At 36.4% G+C, this 21,655-nt stretch carries 20 protein-coding genes; 1 reads left to right on the top strand and 19 read right to left on the bottom strand.

Translation table 11 applies throughout. The features are described from left to right. Positions 1-79: 79 nt before the first annotated feature. Positions 80-316, bottom strand: a complete 237-nt coding sequence (locus ACSKT4_RS02425) for a DUF896 domain-containing protein (RefSeq protein ID WP_186868760.1) — start codon at positions 314-316, stop codon at positions 80-82. 85 nt (positions 317-401) lie between these two features. Continuing rightward, positions 402-1,061 carry a YneB family resolvase-like protein gene (locus ACSKT4_RS02420; RefSeq protein ID WP_186868759.1) on the bottom strand — a complete coding sequence of 220 codons (660 nt, stop codon included), beginning with the start codon at positions 1,059-1,061 and terminating at the stop codon, positions 402-404. Between the two features lie 271 nt (positions 1,062-1,332). Between ACSKT4_RS02420 and lexA the strand changes: the two genes are divergently transcribed. Then, positions 1,333-1,956 carry a transcriptional repressor LexA gene (gene lexA / locus ACSKT4_RS02415; RefSeq protein ID WP_186868758.1) on the top strand — a complete coding sequence of 208 codons (624 nt, stop codon included), beginning with the start codon at positions 1,333-1,335 and terminating at the stop codon, positions 1,954-1,956. A 141-nt stretch (positions 1,957-2,097) separates the two neighbouring features. Here lexA and glnA read toward each other — a convergent pair whose 3' ends face one another. From glnA to recA, 17 genes are all read right to left on the bottom strand, one after another. After that, positions 2,098-3,429, bottom strand: coding sequence for a type I glutamate--ammonia ligase (gene glnA / locus ACSKT4_RS02410; RefSeq protein ID WP_186868757.1), 1,332 nt, complete (start codon positions 3,427-3,429; stop codon positions 2,098-2,100). Positions 3,430-3,489: 60 nt separating this feature from the next. Continuing rightward, the gene (locus ACSKT4_RS02405) at positions 3,490-3,906 is read right to left on the bottom strand and encodes a MerR family transcriptional regulator (protein WP_186868756.1); all 417 of its coding nucleotides are present in this window, start codon (positions 3,904-3,906) and stop codon (positions 3,490-3,492) included. 105 nt (positions 3,907-4,011) lie between these two features. Then, on the bottom strand, positions 4,012-5,241 hold the full coding sequence (locus ACSKT4_RS02400) for a methionine gamma-lyase family protein (protein ID WP_186868755.1): 1,230 nt from the start codon (positions 5,239-5,241) through the stop codon (positions 4,012-4,014). Position 5,242: 1 nt separating this feature from the next. Beyond that, positions 5,243-6,487 carry a GTPase HflX gene (gene hflX / locus ACSKT4_RS02395; RefSeq protein ID WP_186868754.1) on the bottom strand — a complete coding sequence of 415 codons (1,245 nt, stop codon included), beginning with the start codon at positions 6,485-6,487 and terminating at the stop codon, positions 5,243-5,245. Positions 6,488-6,547: 60 nt separating this feature from the next. Beyond that, a complete protein-coding gene (gene spoVK / locus ACSKT4_RS02390) occupies positions 6,548-7,483 on the bottom strand; it encodes a stage V sporulation protein K (protein WP_186868753.1) in 936 nt (311 codons plus the stop codon). A gap of 183 nt (positions 7,484-7,666) precedes the next feature. Further along, on the bottom strand, positions 7,667-7,891 hold the full coding sequence (gene hfq / locus ACSKT4_RS02385; RefSeq protein ID WP_186868752.1) for an RNA chaperone Hfq: 225 nt from the start codon (positions 7,889-7,891) through the stop codon (positions 7,667-7,669). Positions 7,892-7,934: 43 nt separating this feature from the next. Beyond that, positions 7,935-8,867: a tRNA (adenosine(37)-N6)-dimethylallyltransferase MiaA gene (gene miaA, locus ACSKT4_RS02380; RefSeq protein ID WP_186868751.1), complete on the bottom strand. Its 933-nt coding sequence runs from the start codon at positions 8,865-8,867 to the stop codon at positions 7,935-7,937. Between the two features lie 26 nt (positions 8,868-8,893). Next, positions 8,894-9,343, bottom strand: a complete 450-nt coding sequence (locus ACSKT4_RS02375; protein WP_465822760.1) for a Dps family protein — start codon at positions 9,341-9,343, stop codon at positions 8,894-8,896. 118 nt (positions 9,344-9,461) lie between these two features. Beyond that, positions 9,462-11,312, bottom strand: a complete 1,851-nt coding sequence (mutL, locus tag ACSKT4_RS02370; RefSeq protein WP_211741468.1) for a DNA mismatch repair endonuclease MutL — start codon at positions 11,310-11,312, stop codon at positions 9,462-9,464. Between the two features lie 25 nt (positions 11,313-11,337). Beyond that, on the bottom strand, positions 11,338-13,923 hold the full coding sequence (gene mutS / locus ACSKT4_RS02365) for a DNA mismatch repair protein MutS (protein ID WP_186868748.1): 2,586 nt from the start codon (positions 13,921-13,923) through the stop codon (positions 11,338-11,340). A 116-nt stretch (positions 13,924-14,039) separates the two neighbouring features. Next, positions 14,040-14,621 carry an outer spore coat protein CotE gene (gene cotE, locus ACSKT4_RS02360; protein ID WP_186868747.1) on the bottom strand — a complete coding sequence of 194 codons (582 nt, stop codon included), beginning with the start codon at positions 14,619-14,621 and terminating at the stop codon, positions 14,040-14,042. Positions 14,622-15,011: 390 nt separating this feature from the next. Then, the gene (locus ACSKT4_RS02355; RefSeq protein ID WP_211741469.1) at positions 15,012-15,440 is read right to left on the bottom strand and encodes a YlbF/YmcA family competence regulator; all 429 of its coding nucleotides are present in this window, start codon (positions 15,438-15,440) and stop codon (positions 15,012-15,014) included. Continuing rightward, entirely contained in the window at positions 15,441-17,018 is a 1,578-nt protein-coding gene (miaB, locus tag ACSKT4_RS02350; protein WP_186868745.1) for a tRNA (N6-isopentenyl adenosine(37)-C2)-methylthiotransferase MiaB, read from the bottom strand. Between the two features lie 309 nt (positions 17,019-17,327). Beyond that, on the bottom strand, positions 17,328-17,588 hold the full coding sequence (gene spoVS / locus ACSKT4_RS02345; protein ID WP_010093295.1) for a stage V sporulation protein SpoVS: 261 nt from the start codon (positions 17,586-17,588) through the stop codon (positions 17,328-17,330). Between the two features lie 124 nt (positions 17,589-17,712). Beyond that, positions 17,713-18,510: a TIGR00282 family metallophosphoesterase gene (locus tag ACSKT4_RS02340; RefSeq protein ID WP_186868744.1), complete on the bottom strand. Its 798-nt coding sequence runs from the start codon at positions 18,508-18,510 to the stop codon at positions 17,713-17,715. A 132-nt stretch (positions 18,511-18,642) separates the two neighbouring features. Beyond that, positions 18,643-20,253 (bottom strand): ribonuclease Y, encoded by a 1,611-nt coding sequence (rny, locus tag ACSKT4_RS02335; RefSeq protein WP_186868743.1) that lies wholly within the window; start codon positions 20,251-20,253, stop codon positions 18,643-18,645. Between the two features lie 250 nt (positions 20,254-20,503). Further along, positions 20,504-21,541, bottom strand: coding sequence for a recombinase RecA (recA, locus tag ACSKT4_RS02330; RefSeq protein WP_186868742.1), 1,038 nt, complete (start codon positions 21,539-21,541; stop codon positions 20,504-20,506). Between the last annotated feature and the right edge of the window lie 114 nt (positions 21,542-21,655).

Raw genomic sequence — 21,655 nt, 5'->3', positions numbered from 1 at the left:
GAAGAATAGTAATACTTGTTTTCTGTAAAATGTAGATAGTTAACAAGTACTAGTATTCCTTATTATGATATTACTATGTCTAATGTTTTTGGTTTCTTTCCTGCATGTCACGTAACTTTTTAGGAGTCACGTCATTTCCTGCTGGATCAATTACCGTCATGGTCTTCAATTGATTCTTAAAAGAGTTGCGGACATTCCCTAAATACTCTTCTCGTAGTTTTTTTCTCTCTTTTTCTTCATCCTTTGTTAGTCCTTCTGCAGTCTTTGCCTTTTTAGCCAGTGCATTAATACGATCTAATTTTTCTTTTGAAATCATCTCATAACCTCCTAGAATAAATCTATCTTATTCATCATTATTAATATTAAAAAGCAAGAACACGACACGTTCTTGCTTTTTAATATTACCTGTTCAACTTATCTGAATCAATTATTTGATATTCTTGGTATCTTCTATGGACAGTAGCCTTTGAGATAGAATATCCCAATCCAGTTAACGTCTTTGCAATTTCACTGAAGGTAAGGCCATTATTTCGTAATCGAATGATTTCCTCGATTGGTACTTCCTTTCTCTCCCTACCTGGAGCTAAATGCTGATTAGCAAGATTCTTAGCTGGATTATAGCCATTCTCTATCGCTTTTTTCATACCTCGTTTTATTTTTACATTGTGAATTTTGCGTTGGTATTCCTCCACTATACCGACAATCTGTAATACCATAGAATCTGATTCGGATAATTCTAGCTTTCCATCGTGAATCGCAGTGTAGATGGAAATATTCAACTTCGCTAATTGATGAAACAATGCTATTTTTGTATTTCCTCGACCTAATCTTGTTTCATCTTGAATAAGGAGAGCATCTGCTTGTCCACGTTCAAACGTTTCAAGCATGTCAAATATTCCATCTCGTTCTACTTCATATCCACTCGCTTGCTCCTCTATACATTTTACAACATGGAATTGATACCGATTTGCCAATTGGCATAATTCTTCCTTCTGTCTAGCTAATGACGTTTCCTGAACTTTTTTATCTGTACTTACTCTGCAGTATATAATGACATTCAATTTATTAACTCCTATTATGCACTAATTAATGATACGTATAAGAAACCTAATGTTACAGCAAAAGCAACAATATAAAATAAATCTGTCTTGTTTACTTTACCAAACATTTTTTCATCATCCCTTCTCGATTATATCACAAGAACCTTTGTTCGTATTTTTATTATATCAGAACATATGATCTTGTCAATGATTTTTCGAACGAATGTTTGCATTATATGCCATACGATGGTAAACTAGCATTAATAAATAATATGTGCGAGGTGTTTAATAGATGACAAAATTATCAACTAGACAACAAGCTATACTTGAATACATAAAAGAACAAGTCAAATTAAAAGGTTATCCACCATCTGTTAGAGAAATTGCTGAAGCAGTGGGCCTTGCCTCAAGCTCAACTGTTCACGGGCACCTCTCTAGATTAGAAAGCAAAGGTTTTATTCGCCGAGATCCTACTAAACCCCGAGCAATAGAAATACTAGATTTGGATGAAGAAAGTAATATACCTAGGGAAGAAGCTCGCTATGCACCCGTTATTGGTAAAGTAACAGCTGGTATACCTATTACTGCTGTAGAAAATATTGAAGAATTTGTGCCAGTCCCTAGCTCAACTGCAGGTCCTGATGAAAATCTATTTGTCCTAGTAATTGATGGTGAGAGTATGATTGAGGCTGGTATTTTAGACGGTGATATGGTAATAGTGAAACAACAGAGTACAGCACAAAATGGAGATATTGTTGTAGCAATGACGGAAGATGATGAAGCAACCGTAAAGCGATTTTTCAAAGAAAAAGATTATATTCGCTTACAGCCTGAAAACGCAACAATGGAACCATTAATATATAAGAATGTATCGATTCTTGGTAAAGTAGTTGGGCTTTATCGTCATATTCATTAACGATATATCGAAATACAAAAACGCATTTGCTCTTCTCTTAGCAAATGCGTTTTTAATAGGATCGGAAAGCTAGTGTAAATTCTATCAAAATAAACCGGTGAGCTAGGAGGATTCTCCTATACTCACCGGTTTTCTTTTCTATTAGTAGTTAGTTAAATATTGATCTCTTTCCCATGGATGTACGCTTGTGCGGAACATATCCCATTCGATTTCTTTTGCTTCAATATAATGTTCAAATAGATGCTCCCCTAATGCTTCTACAATAACTTCATCATTTTTAAGTTCTTGTAATGCATCAATTAGCGATGATGGTAAATCTTTAATTCCAACTTCATCACGTTCTTCTTTTGTCATAACATAAATATTACGATCAACCGCAGGTGGTGGTGTCATATTGTTACGGATTCCATCAAGTCCCGCTGCTAATAAAACAGATAATGCCATATATGGATTAGCTGCTGGATCAACACTTCTTGCCTCAACACGTGTACTTAAACCACGAGAGTTTGGAATACGCATAAGACAGCTTCTGTTTGCTGCAGACCATGCAACATAGCTTGGTGCTTCATAGCCAGGTACTAGACGCTTATATGAGTTAACTGTTGGATTGGTTATCGCTGTAAATCCAGTAGCGTGCTTTACAATACCTGCAATAAATTGATAGGCTGTGTCACTTAATTCTAAATCTCCACTCGGGTTGTAGAATGCATTTTCTCCACCTTTAAATAGGGACATGTTAGTATGCATTCCAGAACCGTTTACTCCAAATAATGGCTTAGGCATAAACGTTGCGTGAAGATTATGTTTTCTAGCAATTGTCTTAACAACTAGCTTAAACGTTTGAATATCATCCGCATGTTTTAATGCATCAGAATATTTAAAGTCAATTTCATGTTGTCCAGGGGCAACCTCATGGTGAGATGCTTCAATCTCAAAGCCCATTTCTTCTAGTTCTAATACAATATCACGACGGCAATTTTCCCCTAAATCAGTAGGCGCTAAATCAAAATATCCACCATGGTCGTTTAGTTCTAAAGAAGGATCTCCCTTTTCATCTAATTTAAATAGGAAGAATTCCGGTTCAGTTCCAATATTGAAAGCATCAAAGCCAAGCTCTTCCATTTTCTTCAAATTACGTTTTAAGTTATAACGTGGGCACCCTTCAAATGGTGTACCATCAGGACGATAGATATCACAAATAAAACGGGCAACTTTTCCTTTTTCTGAAGTCCAAGGGAACACGACAAATGTATCTAAATCTGGATATAAATACATGTCAGATTCTTCAATACGCACAAATCCCTCAATAGATGAGCCATCAAACATCATTTTGTTATCAAGTGCTTTCTCTAATTGACTTAATGGGATTTCCACATTTTTAATTGTTCCTAGCATGTCTGTAAATTGAAGTCGAATAAATTTAACATTTTCTTCTTTGATTTTTCTTTCAATCTCTTCTCTCGAGTAACCCATAAATTTCTCTCCTCCTAAATTATAATCAGTATATTTTATAGGAATTCACTTCCCCTATACCTACCTATTCACAAAAAATCTAGCAAGTTCCCCTTGTCGTAGATTAGCTTTACCAAATCGATTCGCTTCGGTAATTTCTTGTCTTAAAATCGCTCGAAGCTCCTTATCTGTTAGAACAGATTTCTTCTCTTTTGGTAATGCTTTTTCCTTTTCTTCTGTTTTTTCTACATTAGAATCTTCATCAGTTAGTAATAATTTAATCCCTGCAAGGTTTAGACCTTTATCTAGATAATTCTTAATTTCTAGTAGACGATCTACATCATTGAATGAGAATAGTCGCTGATTCCCTTTTGTTCGCTCTGGATGAATTAAATCATTTTCTTCATAGTAGCGAATTTGCCTTGCGGTTAACTCGGTAAGCTTCATTACAATACCGATTCCAAACAAAGGCATGGAGCGTCGATCCTTATCATTCATGACTATGACCTCCCTTATCTACAAAATTATTATAATAAATGTCAGTTATTCTGTCAACCAGATGTTAGGAAACTTAACATATACCATGTATGTTAAGTTCAACCGTTATTTCTTATCTATAATAGCTTGTACAGCTTCCATTAACGCAATCTTTACATGAGCATACGTAAGTCCACCTTGTACGAACGCCGTATAAGGTTTTCGAATCGGGCCATCTGCTGACAATTCTATACTTGAGCCTTGAATAAATGTTCCAGCCGCCATAATGACATCATCCTCATATCCTGGCATTTCACTAGGATATGGTGTTACAAATGAATTGACAGGCGAGTTTTGCTGGATTGCTTGGCAAAAGGCTATCATTTGTTCTGCTGTTTCGAACGTTACGGACTGAATTAAATCGGTTCTCTTTTCTTGGTAATGTGGTGTTGTAATAAATCCTAGCAATTCCAATAATCTGGAAGTAAAGACTGCTCCCTTTAATGCCTCTCCTACCACATGTGGTGATAAAAAGAATCCCTGATACATTTCCTGTAGTAAATGGAAAGTAGCCCCTAATTCCTTCCCAAGACCTGGAGCAGTTAAACGATATGCGCACAACGTCACTAAATCTTCTCTTCCTACAATATAGCCCCCAGCTCGTACAATTCCACCACCTGGATTCTTAATTAATGAACCCGCCATGATGTCTGCTCCAACATGTAGAGGTTCTTTCTCTTCCACAAATTCACCATAACAATTATCTACAAACACAATTACATCATCACGAATCTCCTTGACAAAACGAACCATTTCTTCTATCTCTTCTATCGTAAAAGAAGGACGATCGGCGTAGCCCTTAGAGCGTTGGATAGCAACCACTTTCGTACGATCATGGATTACTTCTTTTATTCTAGGGAAATTGATATGACCCTCTTCTGTTAATGGTACCTCGTTGTATGTAATCTGGAAATCCTTTAATGATCCTGTCTTCTCCCCTGTAATGCCAATCACTGTTTCCAATGTATCATAGGGCTTTCCAGTAATATAGACTAATTCATCACCTGGTCTAAGTAACCCATACAACACCGTTGTAATGGCATGCGTTCCCGATACCAATTGTGGTCTAACGATTGCAGACTCTCCACCAAATACATCGGCATAGACTGATTCTAGCGTATCTCGTCCAATATCATCATAACCATAGCCACTTGTAGAATTAAAGTGGCTATCACTAACTTTATTCCTTCTAAAAGCATCCAAAACTCGTTTTTGATTTATTTCTACTGTTTTATTAATCTCTCGGTGTATTTCTGCGATATCATTTTCTGCTTGTTCTACGAATTTCTCTAACATGTTACGTATTTTTCTCCTTTACTATTCCATTAAGCGGATGCTCTGCACGAATAAATCCACTTAAACTATATGATTCTGTTTCTTCATCAAAGTTTTTCTCCAAAAGAATTGTCTCATGCTCAAAGCGATTTAGCAAATCACCCTTTTCCACTTCTACTAAAACGCGATAAGAATTCCATTCAGTCGTTAATACTTCCTCTATCTTTTTTACTAATCGATGTAAATCCCTGCTTTCTAGTGCACTAAGGACAATATAAGGGCGATTTCTTGGAATAAAATCATCTTTTAGTAAGTCATTTTTATTATAAACAGTCAGCATAGGTATCGTACTACATTCTAGCTCATCCAATAATTTGAGCACTGTTTCTTGGTGTTGCTCATTGTCCGGATGTGAACTATCGACAACATGGAGAATGAAATCTGCCTCACTGACCTCTTCCAAGGTGGAGCGAAAAGCTGCGATTAAAGTGGTTGGGAGCTGTTGAATAAAACCTACCGTATCGGTTAATAGCACATTCAAACCAGACGGTAATTGCACCTTTCGAGTAAGTGGGTCTAGTGTTGCAAATAATTTATCTTCTTCTAAAGAATCGCTGTTTGTCAACCGATTAAAAAGGGTTGACTTTCCAGCATTGGTATACCCAACAATGGCAATTTGAAACACTTCATTTTGTTTTCTACGTTTCCGATATTGATCACGCTGTTTCACTACTTGCTTCAAACGTCTTTTAATATCATCAATACGTCTTCTAATATGTCTTTGGTCTGTCTCTAACTTTGTTTCACCGGGTCCTCTTGTGCCGATACCAGCTCCCAAACGAGATAATTGGACACCTTGACCACGTAATCTCGGTAATAAGTATTGCAACTGTGCCAATTCGACTTGAAGTTTACCTTCTTTCGTTTTTGCTCTTGCTGCAAAAATATCTAATATTAGCTGGCTTCTATCAATTACCCTTCTATCAAAGTAATCACTTAAATTCCGTGACTGACCTGCAGATAATTCATCATTCGAAATAACTAAATCAACATTTAGTTCCTCTATCCTTTGCTTTATTTCCTCCATTTTACCTTCACCAATGTAAAAAGCAGGATGAATTCGTTCCCTATTCTGCGTAATAACATCTACTACGTGACCACCTGCTGTATCGACAAGTGACACAAGTTCTTCTAGAGAAGACGCAAAATAATCATCCTGCAGCTGCGGCTTTTTTACAGCGATTACTACCACTTTTTCTTCAGGCATTGTGCTCATACTCTCCTTAAATTACTATTATGATTCGTTTACTCTTGTAAATGACACTTATTACCAAATCGATTGAATGTCTTCTAGCTTTAAATCATTCCCTGTAAGTAAGATAAGCTCATCTGGCGAAATGTCATCTTTATATAATAAACGTACAGCTTGCATACGAATGGCGTGTTCTACTACATTACGAATAAAACGAGCATTGGAAAAGTTACGATTAGGATCGTTCCTTTGTTTATAGAGGAAATTTCTTAACTTCCATTCCGCATCCTTGGATAATTGATATTCTCTTTCCGATGCCATTTGTCTTGTTATATCCATTAATTGATCCACATCATAGTCAGGAAACTCAAGAATAAATGGAAAACGAGATTTTAGCCCCGGATTTAATGTTAGAAATCGTTCCATTTCATCAGGGTATCCAGCAAGGATGAGGACAAAGTCACCCCCATTATCTTCCATATGTTTTACGAGTGTGTCAATTGCTTCCTTACCGAAATCTCTTTCACCACCACGGGCTAATGAGTACGCTTCATCGATGAACAGTACTCCTCCAAGTGCTTTTTGAATAAGAGCACGGGTTTTTTGAGCTGTTTGACCAATATATTCCCCAACTAAATCCGCTCTCTCCGCTTCAATAAAATGACCCTTTGACAGTAAATTCATATCAAAATAGATGTTAGCTAATTTTCTCGCGACTGTAGTTTTACCGGTACCTGGATTCCCTTTAAAAAGCATATGCAATACTTGCTTTGTATTGGAAAGCCCCATTTGACTTCGCTTTTCATTTATGATGATCGTGGCATAAATTTCTTTTATTTTACGTTTTAAATCCGTTAATCCAACAAATGACGAAAGTTCTTGATCAATATGCGCAAAAGGGTCTTTGCCTACATATTCCTCATGATTATTGTTATCTATCTTAGTAACTTTATTATCTTGTAAAACAATATTAATTTTACCATTTTTGTGATGAATCTTTTGCGTAGCCAACTTTATCACTCCTTAGTCATGTTATTATACGTTTAGAAGGATAAAGTTGTGACAAATGCCTATAAGACCATAACCCATAGAGCAGAATAAAGGTCTGACCTAGACAATACAACAGATGAGAAAGTTGCAATGTCAAGGACAGACCTATTGTGCTCCACACTTTATTTGAAGGATACACCCTGTTTATTCTTTATCAAGATTGACATTTTTAGCTGGTGCAAAAGTGGAAATTGCATGTTTAAAAATTAGCTGCTGCTTTCCTTCTGATTCTAACAATACGGTAAAATTATCAAACGCTTTGACGATTCCTCTTAACTGAAAACCATTCGTTAAAAATACAGTAACGGAAATATGCTCTTTTCTTAATTGATTTAAATATTGGTCTTGAATGTTTACTGATTGCGCCACCTAAGTTTCCTCCTCTTTTCTATCTATACTATTATATTTCTACTTAACTTTTAAGAAATCCTGCTAAATCATGTAAAATCTCATTAACTTTTTCACTTACGGTTAATGGTGTAACATGATACCAATGAACATCCATTTTGTTTTTAAACCAAGTATATTGTCTTTTAGCATACCTTCTTGAATTACGCTTTAGTAATTCAACGGAGGTCTCTAATGACGCCTCTCCCTTAATATATGGTATCAATTCTTTATACCCGATTGCCTTCATAGATGAAGCATTCTCATATCCACAATTAATCAATTGTCGAACTTCTTCTAACAATCCCGCACGAATCATCTCATCTATCCGCAGATTAATTCGTTCATATAACAAGGAACGCTCCATTTCCAAGCCGATTAACATCGAATCATAGGGCATTTCTTCTTGTTGTTGTGATTGATATGCAGTCATTGTTAGCCCCGTTTTCTCATATACTTCTAATGCCCGAATAACTCTTCGATAATTATTGGGATGTATTTTTTCTGCTTGTGTTGGATCAATTTGTTTTAAACGATCATACAATGGCTCTATTCCATACTTGTTCATTTCAGCTTCAAGTGATTTCGTTAAAGCATCATCTCGCTTTTCTTTAGAAAAGTGGTAATCATATAGCACGGATTGTATGTAAAGACCACTTCCACCAACGATAATTGGAATGTGGTTTCGTTCTGATATTTCCTTTATGTATTTTTGAACATAGTATTGAAAATCCGCAACCGAAAAACTTTCGTGAGGGTCTTTTATATTAATCATATGGTGCGGAATCCCTTGCATTTCCTCTTTCTTAATCTTTGCTGTACCAATATCCATGCCTCTATATACTTGCATGGAATCGCCACTAATAATTTCCCCATTAAACTTTTTGGCAACTTCTATGCTTAAGTTTGTCTTCCCTACTGCAGTAGGACCAACAATAGCTATAACCTTTTGTTTCATTCTTCTTCCCCTAATAATTCATTCTATTATTTATATGCGCGATATACGGATAGCATCCAAACATATTTTTCATAGCTTCCTACTAGCGTAATTAATAAGTCTTTTGTAGGCTCGTCATTTCTTTCGTCTGCAAGCTTAAAACCGACTTCTTTAATCTCTGCAATGAGTTGTTTGTAATCGTCATGTAGTTGATCAAGTATTTCATCTTCTTTATCATCTGCGTTTGCTTCTACTAACGTCGCTTCTTTTAAGTATTTTGACATTGTCGCTAATGGTTTACCATCAATCATCAGTATTCTCTCTGCTACTTCATCAAGGTCTTCTGCGAATTTGGCATACATTTCTTCAAACAATGCATGTAGTTGAAAAAAATGCCTTCCTTGAACAAACCAATGATAACGATGTAGTTTTACATACATAACAAATTGATTCGATAGTAATTGATTTAAAAAATTTATCAGCTTTTGATTTTCCATCTGCACTCCACCTCTTTTGCTACTAGAAAAAGCAGTACCATTTTAAAACAGGGCATATCATCCCTTATTCTTAGGCTTTTATTACTAGCATTATCGAAGTGCAGATGAAATATACCTATTACATCACACGTTTAAACATTTTTTCTAACTCATACGTAGAAAAATGAATAATGATCGGCCGACCATGTGGGCATGTAAATGGATCAGTCGTTTTTCTTAAATCTTCCAGCAAGCGAAACATGTCATCATGGTTTAAGTGATGATTCGCTTTGATGGAACGTTTGCATGACATTAAAATGGCCGCCTCTTCCCGTATCGACTCAACATTAATTCGTTCATCATGCATAATTTGATCTATCATTTCACGAATGACTTCTTCTTCAAATCCCTTTGGAAACCAGTTTGGATAGGATCGAATAATATACGTTTGATTACCAAAATCTTCGAAGAATAGCCCAACACTTTCTAATTCATCCCGGTAATGGTCGATAAAGATAGACTCCTGCTTCGAAAACTCGAATGTTAATGGAATTAGCAATTCTTGAACCTCATTGGTCGTTTTTCCTAACTTTTTCTTAAAGAATTCATATTTAATCCGTTCCTGTGCAGCATGCTGATCAATCATATAAAATCCATTCTCATTTTGAGCAAGAATATAGGTGCCGTGTAGTTGGCCAATTGGATACATGGTTGGAACTCGGTCTTCAGAAGGAATGCCTTCTTCTTGTACTACAGGAGTCGGTGTAATTACTTCTTCCGGCTCAGAACCAAATCGTTCTTCTTTTTCTTGAACATGATGGTGCTTTCCATCTTGATCTACTATAATATCTTGTTTTACTTCTGGTTGGTACGCTGGATAATTATCCAATTTATTCGTAGGTTCTATCGTTTCCTTTAAAATTGTAGCAGACCGATCAAAATCCATTGTATGTTGAATGGATGGTCTAGGCTTTACCACCGGTTTTTGTTCAATCTCTGGAATTAGTCTAGTTTGTCTAAATGTATCTTGTATCAATTGCTCAACTAGTGTAAACAATTCTTTATCTTTACTAAAACGGGCCTCCAATTTTGTTGGATGGACATTAACATCAACTAAATAAGGATCCATTTCGATTGCTAGAACTGCAATCGGCGACCGCCCTATAGGTAGCAGCGTATGGTATCCACGAATTATCGCTTGATTTAACGGTATACTTTTAATATAACGACCATTTAATAGAATAGAAATGTAATTTCGTGATGCACGAGTGATTTCTGGCTTAGCTATAAACCCACTAATCTTGAAATCTAAAGTCTCGCCTTTAATAGGTAACATCTTCCTCGCGACACCCATTCCATATATTTGCGCGATAACTTGTAGTAAATCTCCAGTACCAGGCGTTTTAAATAAAGATTTCCCGTTATGTGTTGCCTCAAACCGAACTTCTGGATGGGATAATGCTAGCCTATTTAATAGATCTGTAATATGACCAAGCTCCGTGTGAATAGTCTTCATATATTTTAAACGTGCAGGTGTATTATAGAATAGGTCTGACACTGTTATCTCAGTACCTTTTCTAGCATCACTTTTCCCCCGCTCCGTTACGATGCCACCTTCAAGGGATAAGTACGTTCCAGCAGCATCCCCTTGAGAAGTTCTAATCGTTAATCTACTTACAGACGCGATACTCGCTAACGCCTCCCCACGAAATCCAAGCGTATGAACATGGAATAAGTCGGATTCATTTCTTATTTTACTAGTTGCATGGCGAAGAAACGCCCGTTCCACATCCTCTTCAACCATCCCTTCACCATCGTCTGTAATTTTAATTTGCTCTAAGCCTGCTTCATGTAATTCTATTTTCACCCAGGTACTACCAGCATCAATACTATTTTCAACTAATTCTTTGACAACAGAGGCGGGTCTTTCCACAACCTCTCCTGCTGCTATTTTATTCGCTAGAGAATCTGGCATTTGAAATATTTTCATTAGAAAGAACCCTTTCTATTAATTACTACTTTGATATCATGTTTTGTTTCACTAATTTTTGCAAGCGATGTAATTCGTTCATGGCCTCTAACGGAGTCATATCAAATAAATCGATTTGATTTATTGCATCTACTAGTTTCCTATCTTCCAGAGGAGGTGTAATCTTCTCCTTCACTGGTTTTACTTCCTCCTCAAATAAGGAAAGCTGATTGGACTCCTGGATATTCTCCTTCACTTCATGATTTTCCAATTGCTCTAAAATAACACTCGCCCGTCCGATTAATTTATCTGGTAGGTTTGCAAGTTTAGCTACATGAATTCCATAGCTTTTGTCTGCTGCCCCTTCTTTTATTTGGTGTAAAAAGACGACATTTCCCTCATATTCTTCCGCACGAACATGAATATTACGTAATCTAGGTAGATTTTCTTCTAGTGCCGTTAGTTCATGATAATGGGTAGAAAATAAAGTCTTGGCATGAATATGATCATGTATATATTCTACAATGGCTTGGGCAAGAGCCATACCATCATACGTACTAGTGCCTCGTCCAATTTCATCTAACAGGATTAGACTCCGATCTGTTGCATGCTCAATGGCATGATTGGCCTCCAACATTTCGACCATGAAAGTACTTTGTCCGGATACAAGGTCATCGGCAGCACCAATCCGAGTAAAGATTTGGTCAAAAATCATCAGCTCCGCTTCATCACATGGTACGAAACAACCAATTTGCCCCATAATAGCGATTAATGCTAGCTGTCTCATATACGTGCTTTTACCAGACATATTCGGACCTGTGATTAATAGAATACTTTTCTCATCATCTAACACGATGTCATTCGGGACAAATGTTCCATCATTCATCACCTGTTCAATCACAGGATGTCTACCATTTTTCACTTGAAGCTTATTTTCCGAAAACGTAGGACGATGATAATTATTTACTTCACTGACTGTCGCAAAAGCTTGTAAAACATCAATTTTACTTACAACATCTGCCAAAAATTGAATTCTAGGAATTTGCGCTTTAATTTGCTCCCGTATTTCTGTAAATAATGTGTATTCTAATTCAACACTTTTTTCTTCTGCTTCTAAAATCAACTGCTCTTTTTCTTTTAATTCAGGGGTGATAAATCTTTCTGCATTCGTTAACGTTTGCTTTCGCTCATATTTTCCTTCAGGTAACAGGTGTAAGTTAGCCTTCGTTACTTCAATATAATAACCAAACACCCGATTATACCCAATCTTTAATGATTTAATATTAGTTTCTTGCTTTTCTTTTTGCTCAAGTTCTGCAATCCATTTCTTTCCATTTCTAGATGCATCTCGATAGGTGTCGAGCTGCTCGTTGTAACCATTCTTGATAATGGACCCTTCTTTAATGGAAATAGGTGGATCTTCCATGATACTTTGTTCTAGCAAGTTAACTAAGTCCTCTGGATATTCTAGCAGTGTTGCTAAACCTCTAATTTCCTTATTGTCAATGGTTGAAAGTAGTCCTTTTATCTCCGGAATCCGTTTTAACGACTTTTTTAATTGTATAAGATCTCTTGCATTCACATTACCAAATGCAATCCTTCCAGCTAATCGCTCTAAATCATATACAGATTTCAAACTATCTCGAAGTGCATCTCTCTCCATAAATGACTGATAAAATCCTTCTACCGCTTCTAAGCGTTTCTCTATCTGTATGCGGTCTAGTAGTGGACGTTCTAGCCATTTTTTTAACATACGCGAACCCATTGCAGTGACTGTCTTATCTAACACCCACAATAGACTACCGTGTCTTCCTTTTCGAAGTATTGTTTCCGTCAGTTCCAGATTTCGTTTCGAATACATGTCCAAAGAAAGGAAGTGATCAAGCTCTAGTACTTCTGCCTGCTTTAGATGATCTAGTGACCTTTTTTGTGTATGTTGGACGTAATTTAATATCCTACTAAAAGCTTTCACTAATCTTTCGTCGTTTAGATTCTCACAAATGTCACGATACTCTCCATTGAATGTAACCTCATCCTGATAGGATAATGTTACGTGTAACCGATCTGTTAATTGCTTTTGTAATTCCTCAGGGAGTTCAGAAGAAATAACAATCTCTTTAATCGGTTGATTATAAAACTCATGAATGACACGGTCAAAACCAGAAGCAATCTGGGCAATGCGGCTCTCACCAGTGGAAAGATCACAGTATACAATAACAAATGATCCATCATGAAAATGGGATAAACTGGCGATATAATTATTGTTCCGTTCATTTAACATGGCACTTTCCATTACAGTACCTGGTGTGATCAGTTGTACCACTTCACGTTTCACAACACCTTTGGCCGTCTTGGGATCCTCCACCTGCTCACAAATGGCTACTTTATACCCTTTTTCAACTAGATTCTTTATATAGTTTTCCGCAGCATGGTATGGTACGCCACACATTGGAATAGGATCTTCTTTTCCTGCATCACGTTTCGTTAACGTGATTTCTAATTCTCTAGATGCCTGAATCGCATCATCAAAAAACATTTCGTAAAAATCGCCTAAGCGGAAAAATAGAAATGCATCTTTATATTCTGCTTTTATCTTTAAATATTGTTCCATCATCGGTGTATATTTTGCCATTACAAAATCCTCCAAAAGCCTACATATTATTCTATTATTATAGCATAAAATGAAAAGAAGGACTTATAGCTCAATTTACCAAAAAAAAACTTACGAGGAACATCCCCGTAAGTTGATTAATCTTTACTTCTACTACTTGAACTACTTTCTAGAAAGTCTGGATTTAAATCACTCAATTCATCTTCGGTAAGTGCGTAATCCCAGCTTTCCTCTTCATCTTGATGTTTGTGAGCTTTAGGTTTTACCTTAACAAATACTTTTGTTTCGCCTAGCACTTGAACCAAAAATTCTCTTTCAATATCTACAAGAATTTTATTTCCTTGGTTTGAAATTCTGCACTCCAAGCAATTAGGTTGTTGTAATACTTTACAAATCACATCATAATCATCGTTAATGCAATTCTCATCTAAAACACCTAGAGGAATATAGTCACAGTATGTTACTCGCTCTGTAACTACCTCCGTTTTTGTATTATCATTATAGGAATACCAAATATTAATCTCATAGCTTCCGTTAACTTCAATGGTATCCTCTGATTTTTTCTTTGCATTATATAGATGATTTATTACCCAGCATCCAAGGATACTTGTAGGTCTATGTGATGGCGAAACGGAATGAGTTGCCTGTGTGAATTTTTTACCCTTACCGATAACCGCTTTTGTAATTATTTCTCGGTAGTCTTTATCTAGAAAACTCATAATGACGTAAACCTCCTCTTTTTTCATAGTCATTTTATGCAAGACAAATACCTAAAGTGCATAATGAATGAAGAAAGAGTGAAAAGGAATTTCGTAAAATAGGCGATAACCGTTTCACAGCAGGTCTTTTAGGGTTTAGAATGGGAAAGCAAAAGAGCCTTTATAGCAGGCTCTTTAATTCTCATTATTTCCAAGTTATATAGATGGTCACTATTATGTTTTTTCAACTACTTAATCATGATTTCCTTTTTAGTGCGATTTTACAAAGTATTGGTAATGTGAAAAAGTGGCTGAAAATAAACTAAAAGACTTAAAAATAAATACTCTTGTATCCCAGCCACTTCCATTATTCTTTACGATTTACATGCTTATTTCTTTAAAACCGACCTCTTAATGGTCACAACCTACACTATTTTTTTCTCCTGTAGCTGTTTTCCCTGATAATGGATCTCCACCAGTTGATTCAATTACTTTATTCGTTACTTCGCGTGCGATCGTTTTAGACACGAGCTGCAATACGTCATTGACAACGATTTGAGTTTCTTTAAATTCCTGTACAATTGGAATTTCGTCAATTTCTGCTTGTAGACGATCTATCTCTTCCTCTATACGTTTTAGCGCCTCTCTTTTTTCATAGGCTTGGAAGTTAACTGCTTGCTTCTGTAACGTCTTAATTTTTTGGATCAATTTTTGGACCTTTTTATTTTCATTGATCTTTGCTTCCACTTGCTTAAACCGATCAATTTCTTCTGTATTAGCAAGCATATCGGCTAATTTTTTTGCTTCTTCTAATATTTGTGTACGAGTATATTCAGCCATTTATTTCACCTCTACTGTATTTTCAACCATAACACCGTTCAATGACCATGTCTTTGCTTCAGTTATTTTTACCTCTACAATTTTACCAATTGCAGACTTTGGTCCTTTGAAGTTAACTAGTTTGTTCTTCTCTGTATATCCAGCCAGAACATCAGGATCTTTTTTACTTTCGCCTTCTACCAGTACTTTGACAACTTTATTCTCATACGACTTCATGGAAGCAGCAGATTGCTTGTTGACAAGTTCATTTAAACGATAAAGACGTTTCTTCTTCACTTCTTCTGGCACATCATCTTTCTTTTTAGCTGCAGGTGTACCTTCACGAGGAGAGTAGATAAACGTATACGCAGCCTCGAACCCTACTTCTTCTACAAGTGACATCGTTTCCTCAAATTGTTCTTCCGTTTCATTCGGGAATCCTACTATAATATCTGTTGTTAATGTTACATTCGGAATAGCTTCACGGATTTTGCGAACTAACTCAAGGTAATCTTCACGTGTATATTTACGATTCATTCGTTTTAAAACTTCATTACTACCAGATTGTACTGGTAGGTGAATGTGGTCAAGTAAGTTTCCACCTTTTGCTAGAACTTCAATCAGGTGATCATCAAAGTCTCTAGGATGGGATGTTGTAAAACGAACACGTGGTATATCAATTTTATGGATATCATCCATTAAATCACCGAATCGATACTCGATATCCTCAAAATCCTTACCATAAGCATTAACATTTTGGCCAAGCAACGTAATCTCTTGATACCCTTGAGCAGCTAATTGACGGATTTCCTGTATAATATCTTCTGGTCTACGGCTTCTTTCCTTACCTCTTGTCATTGGAACTATACAGTAAGTACAGAATTTATCACAGCCATACATAATATTTACCCATGCTTTAATCTTCCCATTTCGGACCTTTGGAAGGTTTTCAATAATGTCCCCTTCTTTAGACCATACTTCAACCACTTGGGCCTTTCCAAACATTGCTTCTTTTAATAAATGTGGTAAACGATGGATATTATGTGTACCGAATACTAAGTCAATATGCTGATGTTTCTTCATGATACGATCAACGACAGATTCTTCTTGAGACATACAACCACAAACACCTAGGATTAGGTCCGGCTTCTCAACTTTTAGTGGCTTTAAGTGTCCAATTTCACCAAATACCTTATTCTCCGCGTTTTCACGTATAGCACAGGTATTGAGTAAGATGAGATCTGCTTCACTTGTTTCTGTGGTAGACTCATATCCCATTTCTGTAAGAATACCTGCCATGACTTCCGTATCATGTTCATTCATTTGACAACCATATGTACGGATGAGAAACTTCTTCCCTTTTCCGATTTCCTGCATATCTTCTGGAATACTAAAGTCATAATGAAATTGTACTTCTTCTCTACGACGCTTTCTAGCTTTCTTTAAATCAGGTGGTTGATAACTAGTTTGAAAATATTTGGCAATTAAATCATCACTAGACATTTTCTTTAAACGTTCCATATTATCTTGCTCTGAATTAAATTCAGTAGATTGAACTGGATTTATTTGTGCTTGTTCTAGTCGTTGTTTTTCATTCATCAGACGATCTCCTTTCTAATGGTCAGGAAAAAATATGTATCATTACTCATTATTACAGTATAAAGCCTTTCCATGAATTTAACAATAATTGTGAGAAAACGACACAATTAATTTTAATCTATTCTTCACTTGTAATAGTGGAGGCTGGTGCTCAATATAAACCGGAAGTAGCTACCGATGGCCTACAGTAGACTGCTCATATTTAACTAGCTACTTTCTTACAACGGGATAAAATACTTGGTCAATATTATTCCCCGAGCAAAAATAAAAGTGCTACGCATATTAGCGTAACACTATGTATTCAGTAGGCTATCTTGGTTCAACAATTAATTTAATTGCTGTTCTTTCCTCGTTGTCGATCATAATGTCTGTAAAGGCAGGAATGCAAATTAAATCCACTCCACTAGGGGCCACAAATCCTCTAGCGATTGCAACTGCTTTGACGGCCTGGTTAAGTGCTCCAGCGCCTATAGCTTGAATTTCTGCTGTGCCACGTTCGCGTAATACATTCGCAAGTGCTCCCGCTACTGAATTTGGGTTTGATTTAGCTGAGACCTTTAATATTTCCAATACTAGTACCTCCTTCATTTCCTATTATAGTTCCTACTGCTACTATATTCTCTTAACCGTTAGCTTATAACCTTATTATGCATCAACAATTCGAAAAATTCAAATATCCCCACTACTTGAAGACCTATGAAAAGAAAGGATGATCTTCATTAATCATGATTCTCTCAATTTTAGTTGCTTTTCCGCTTTCCTCATTAATAGATACTAAGACCCCATTTAATTGATTCCGCCCATTGGTATCTGGTTCAAATCGAACAGGTAAACTGGTTAAAAACCTTTTCAGTACCGCCTCCCGTTCAACTCCTAATATCCCATCATAAGGTCCAGTCATCCCTACATCTGTAATATATGCCGTACCACCTGGTAAAATGCGATTATCTGCTGTTTGTGTATGTGTATGCGTACCAACTACTGCACTTACACGGCCATCCACATACCAACCCATCGCTTGTTTTTCACTAGTAGCTTCGGCATGAAAGTCTAAAAAGATTAGATTAGTTCTCTTCTTAGCATCCGCAATTAATTCATCTGCTTTTGTAAATGGATCGTCTATTGCTGGTAAAAATGTGCGCCCTTGTAAGTTCATAACTGCTATTTCAATTCCATTTATGTTGATAAAGGTTAACCCCTTTCCTGGGGTTCCTTCTGGAAAATTAGCAGGTCTAATTAAATTCTTCGCATCATCTATAAATTCAAAGATGTCCTTCTTATCCCAAGTATGATTCCCCATTGTAATCACTTGTGCACCAAGTCCCATAAATTGTTTATAAATTTTCTCGGTAATTCCCTTGCCTGAAGCAGCGTTTTCTCCATTTATAATAATAGCATGCGGTTTATATTTGTCTTTTAATCTAGGTAAATATTCTTGTACCATATCTCTTCCAGGAGACCCAAAAACATCTCCAATAAATAAAATCTTCATCTTATTAATCATCCTTATCATTTCAATATGTTATTAGTTTTTCATATCCTTTACCTAATGTCAAAGTAATCCAATGAAAAAAAGGACATATAAAAAGTGGGGGCTATTATCCCCCACTTACTTCGTTACCTGTTATTTAGCATATTCTACTGCTCTCGTTTCACGAATTACAGTCACTTTAATATGACCTGGATAATCAAGCTCACTTTCAATACGTTTACGAATATCTCTTGCAATACGTGCAGAATCTATATCATCTATTTCATCCGGCTTCACCATGATTCGAATCTCTCTTCCGGCTTGGATGGCAAATGATTTTTCAACACCTGCGAACGACTCAGAAATTTCTTCTAACTTCTCTAGACGTTTAATATAATTTTCCAATGTTTCACTTCTAGCACCTGGTCGTGCAGCAGATAAAGCATCAGCAGCTGCTACTAGTACTGAAATGATAGAAGTAGGTTCTTCATCACCATGGTGAGAAGCAATCGCATTGATTACAACTTCGTGTTCTTTGTATTTCGTTGCAAGCTCTTTACCAATTTCAACGTGGCTTCCTTCCACTTCATGATCAATTGCTTTCCCAATATCATGAAGTAATCCAGCTCTTCTTGCCAATCTTACATCTTCACCTAATTCAGCAGCAAGTAAACCTGATAAATATGCAACTTCTGTTGAATGTTTCAATACGTTTTGACCATAGCTTGTACGATATTTTAGGCGACCGAGAATTTTAATTAGATCAGGATGTAGACCATGTACACCAACCTCAAATGTTGTTTCTTCCCCAACTTCCCGTATATACTCATCCACTTCACGACGAGCTTTATCCACCATTTCTTCAATTCTCGCTGGGTGAATTCTACCGTCTTGTACGAGTTTTTCTAACGCTATACGAGCAGTTTCTCTACGAATCGGGTCAAAACCAGATAGAATGACTGCTTCTGGTGTATCATCAATGATTAAATCGATTCCTGTTAACGTTTCTAATGTACGAATGTTTCGACCTTCACGACCAATAATACGACCTTTCATTTCATCATTAGGAAGATTCACAACAGATACAGTAGTCTCAGCAACGTGGTCTGCAGCACAGCGTTGTAATGCTAAAGATAAGATGCTTTTTGCTTTCTTATCTGCTTCTTCTTTGGCACGATTCTCAGATTCTTTAACCATAATTGCTGATTCATGTGCTAATTCCTTTTCAAGTCGCTCTAAAATGATGCTTCTTGCCTGATCAGTAGTATATCCAGAAATGCGCTCAAGCTCCGTTTGCTGCTCATGTAACATTGCTTCCACTTTGCTTTCCATTTCTTCAATTTGTTGTTGTTTTTCTGTAAGCGATTGTTCACGTTTTTCAAGCATCAACTCACGCTTATCCAATGTTTCACTTTTTCTATCCAGATTTTCTTCTCTTTGCATCAGGCGATTTTCTTGCTTTTGTACTTCAGAACGACGTTCACGTAATTCTTGCTCTGTCTGCTGACGAAGTTTATGATTCTCATCCTTCGCCTCAAGAAGCGCCTCTTTTTTAGCGGCATCTGCATTTCGATGTGCTTCTTCAACTATTTGCTTTGCTAAATTTTCCGCACTGGAAATTTTAGCTTCTGCTATAGATTTACGAATCAGATAACCAACAAACAAACCGACTATAAGGAATAATAAGGCAAGCAAAATGGAGATGAGTAGATTTAAATCTTCCACGTTTTCACCTCCTCTTGCTATAAAATTGTTTCGGTTCATTCATTTAAATTGTCGGCATGTACCATATTCAATGAATAATTTAAAATCGTATAATAAAAATATAAAATTATACAATTTAATTTTATCTGTCCAGAAAAATAATGTCAAGGAATCGACAAAAATAAAATGAATATGTTTTCCATTAATTAGTATACAAAAAAAGGTCTATTCACCCAACATAATACGCATTAAAGAATAGCATATATGTTAAAGGTGAAAGACCCTTTTACAATTTCAGTCAACAAATTGCTTAAACATCAAGTGTTTCTTGTTCTGGCTCGCCTTCTTCACGTTCCACTTCACCATCTAGTTGATAGTGATCACGAATAGCCTGATGAATTTCATCCATAATATCTTGATTTTCCTTTAAGAATACTTTAGCATTCTCTCTACCTTGCCCTAACCTTTCACCTTGGTAAGCATACCAAGCCCCACTTTTCTGAACAACATCTAAATCGGAACCGATATCAAGTATTTCACCTTCTATGGAAATACCCTCACCATACATAATATCGACTTCTGCTGTTTTAAATGGTGGTGCTACTTTGTTTTTAACTACTTTTATTTTCGCTCTATTACCAATCATATCATTACCTTGTTTCAATGTTTCCGCACGGCGCACTTCTAATCTAACAGATGAATAGAATTTCAAGGCACGTCCACCAGGAGTAGTTTCTGGATTACCAAACATAACACCGATTTTCTCACGGACTTGGTTAATGAAAATGGCAGTGGTTTTCGACTTATTGATCGCACCAGAAAGTTTTCTTAAAGCTTGTGACATCAGTCTAGCTTGTAGTCCCATATGGGAATCTCCCATTTCTCCCTCAATTTCTGCTTTCGGAACTAATGCAGCTACTGAGTCCACTACTAGAATATCTACTGCTCCACTACGCACTAATGCTTCCGCTATTTCTAGTGCTTGCTCACCTGTATCCGGTTGAGATAGTAATAATTCATCTATATTAACACCTAGTGCTCTTGCATATGTTGGATCAAGTGCATGCTCCGCATCAATAAATGCAGCTTGTCCACCTTCTTTTTGTGCCTCAGCAATCGCATGTAATGCGACGGTTGTCTTACCAGAAGATTCTGGTCCATAAATTTCAATAATTCTTCCTTTCGGATATCCACCTATACCTAGTGCTATATCCAATGCTAGGGAGCCACTAGAGGTGGTCGCTAGTTTCTGACCTGCTTGTTCTCCTAATTTCATAACGGAACCTTTACCGAACTGCTTTTCTATTTGCTTTAAAGCCATGTCTAAGGCCTGTTTTCTATCACTCAACGAAACTACCTCCTTAAATTAACTATATCTATCATACATTGTTTTTATCATTTTGCCAAGCAAAAAACGAATAAATGTTCCCCTTTTTTTAAGGTATTTTCCTTTTAAAAATCG

The organism is Ornithinibacillus liuyingii, from assembly GCF_055550225.1.
Note: the sequence above shows the minus strand (reverse complement) of the source record. Positions and strands in the feature narration are given on the sequence as shown.

Coding starts and splice junctions, on each gene's coding strand:
- ACSKT4_RS02340 (WP_186868744.1), bottom strand. CDS start 18,510: ATGAAGATTTTATTTATTGGAGATGTTTTTGGGTCTCCTGGAAGAGAT.
- ACSKT4_RS02355 (WP_211741469.1), bottom strand. CDS start 15,440: ATGGCTGAATATACTCGTACACAAATATTAGAAGAAGCAAAAAAATTA.
- rny (WP_186868743.1), bottom strand. CDS start 20,253: ATGAACCGAAACAATTTTATAGCAAGAGGAGGTGAAAACGTGGAAGAT.
- ACSKT4_RS02400 (WP_186868755.1), bottom strand. CDS start 5,241: ATGTTAGAGAAATTCGTAGAACAAGCAGAAAATGATATCGCAGAAATA.
- glnA (WP_186868757.1), bottom strand. CDS start 3,429: ATGGGTTACTCGAGAGAAGAGATTGAAAGAAAAATCAAAGAAGAAAAT.
- miaA (WP_186868751.1), bottom strand. CDS start 8,867: ATGAAACAAAAGGTTATAGCTATTGTTGGTCCTACTGCAGTAGGGAAG.
- ACSKT4_RS02375 (WP_465822760.1), bottom strand. CDS start 9,343: ATGGAAAATCAAAAGCTGATAAATTTTTTAAATCAATTACTATCGAAT.
- mutS (WP_186868748.1), bottom strand. CDS start 13,923: ATGGCAAAATATACACCGATGATGGAACAATATTTAAAGATAAAAGCA.
- cotE (WP_186868747.1), bottom strand. CDS start 14,621: ATGAGTTTTCTAGATAAAGACTACCGAGAAATAATTACAAAAGCGGTT.
- lexA (WP_186868758.1), top strand. CDS start 1,333: ATGACAAAATTATCAACTAGACAACAAGCTATACTTGAATACATAAAA.
- ACSKT4_RS02405 (WP_186868756.1), bottom strand. CDS start 3,906: ATGAATGATAAGGATCGACGCTCCATGCCTTTGTTTGGAATCGGTATT.
- ACSKT4_RS02425 (WP_186868760.1), bottom strand. CDS start 316: ATGATTTCAAAAGAAAAATTAGATCGTATTAATGCACTGGCTAAAAAG.
- hflX (WP_186868754.1), bottom strand. CDS start 6,487: ATGCCTGAAGAAAAAGTGGTAGTAATCGCTGTAAAAAAGCCGCAGCTG.
- miaB (WP_186868745.1), bottom strand. CDS start 17,018: ATGAATGAAAAACAACGACTAGAACAAGCACAAATAAATCCAGTTCAA.
- mutL (WP_211741468.1), bottom strand. CDS start 11,312: ATGAAAATATTTCAAATGCCAGATTCTCTAGCGAATAAAATAGCAGCA.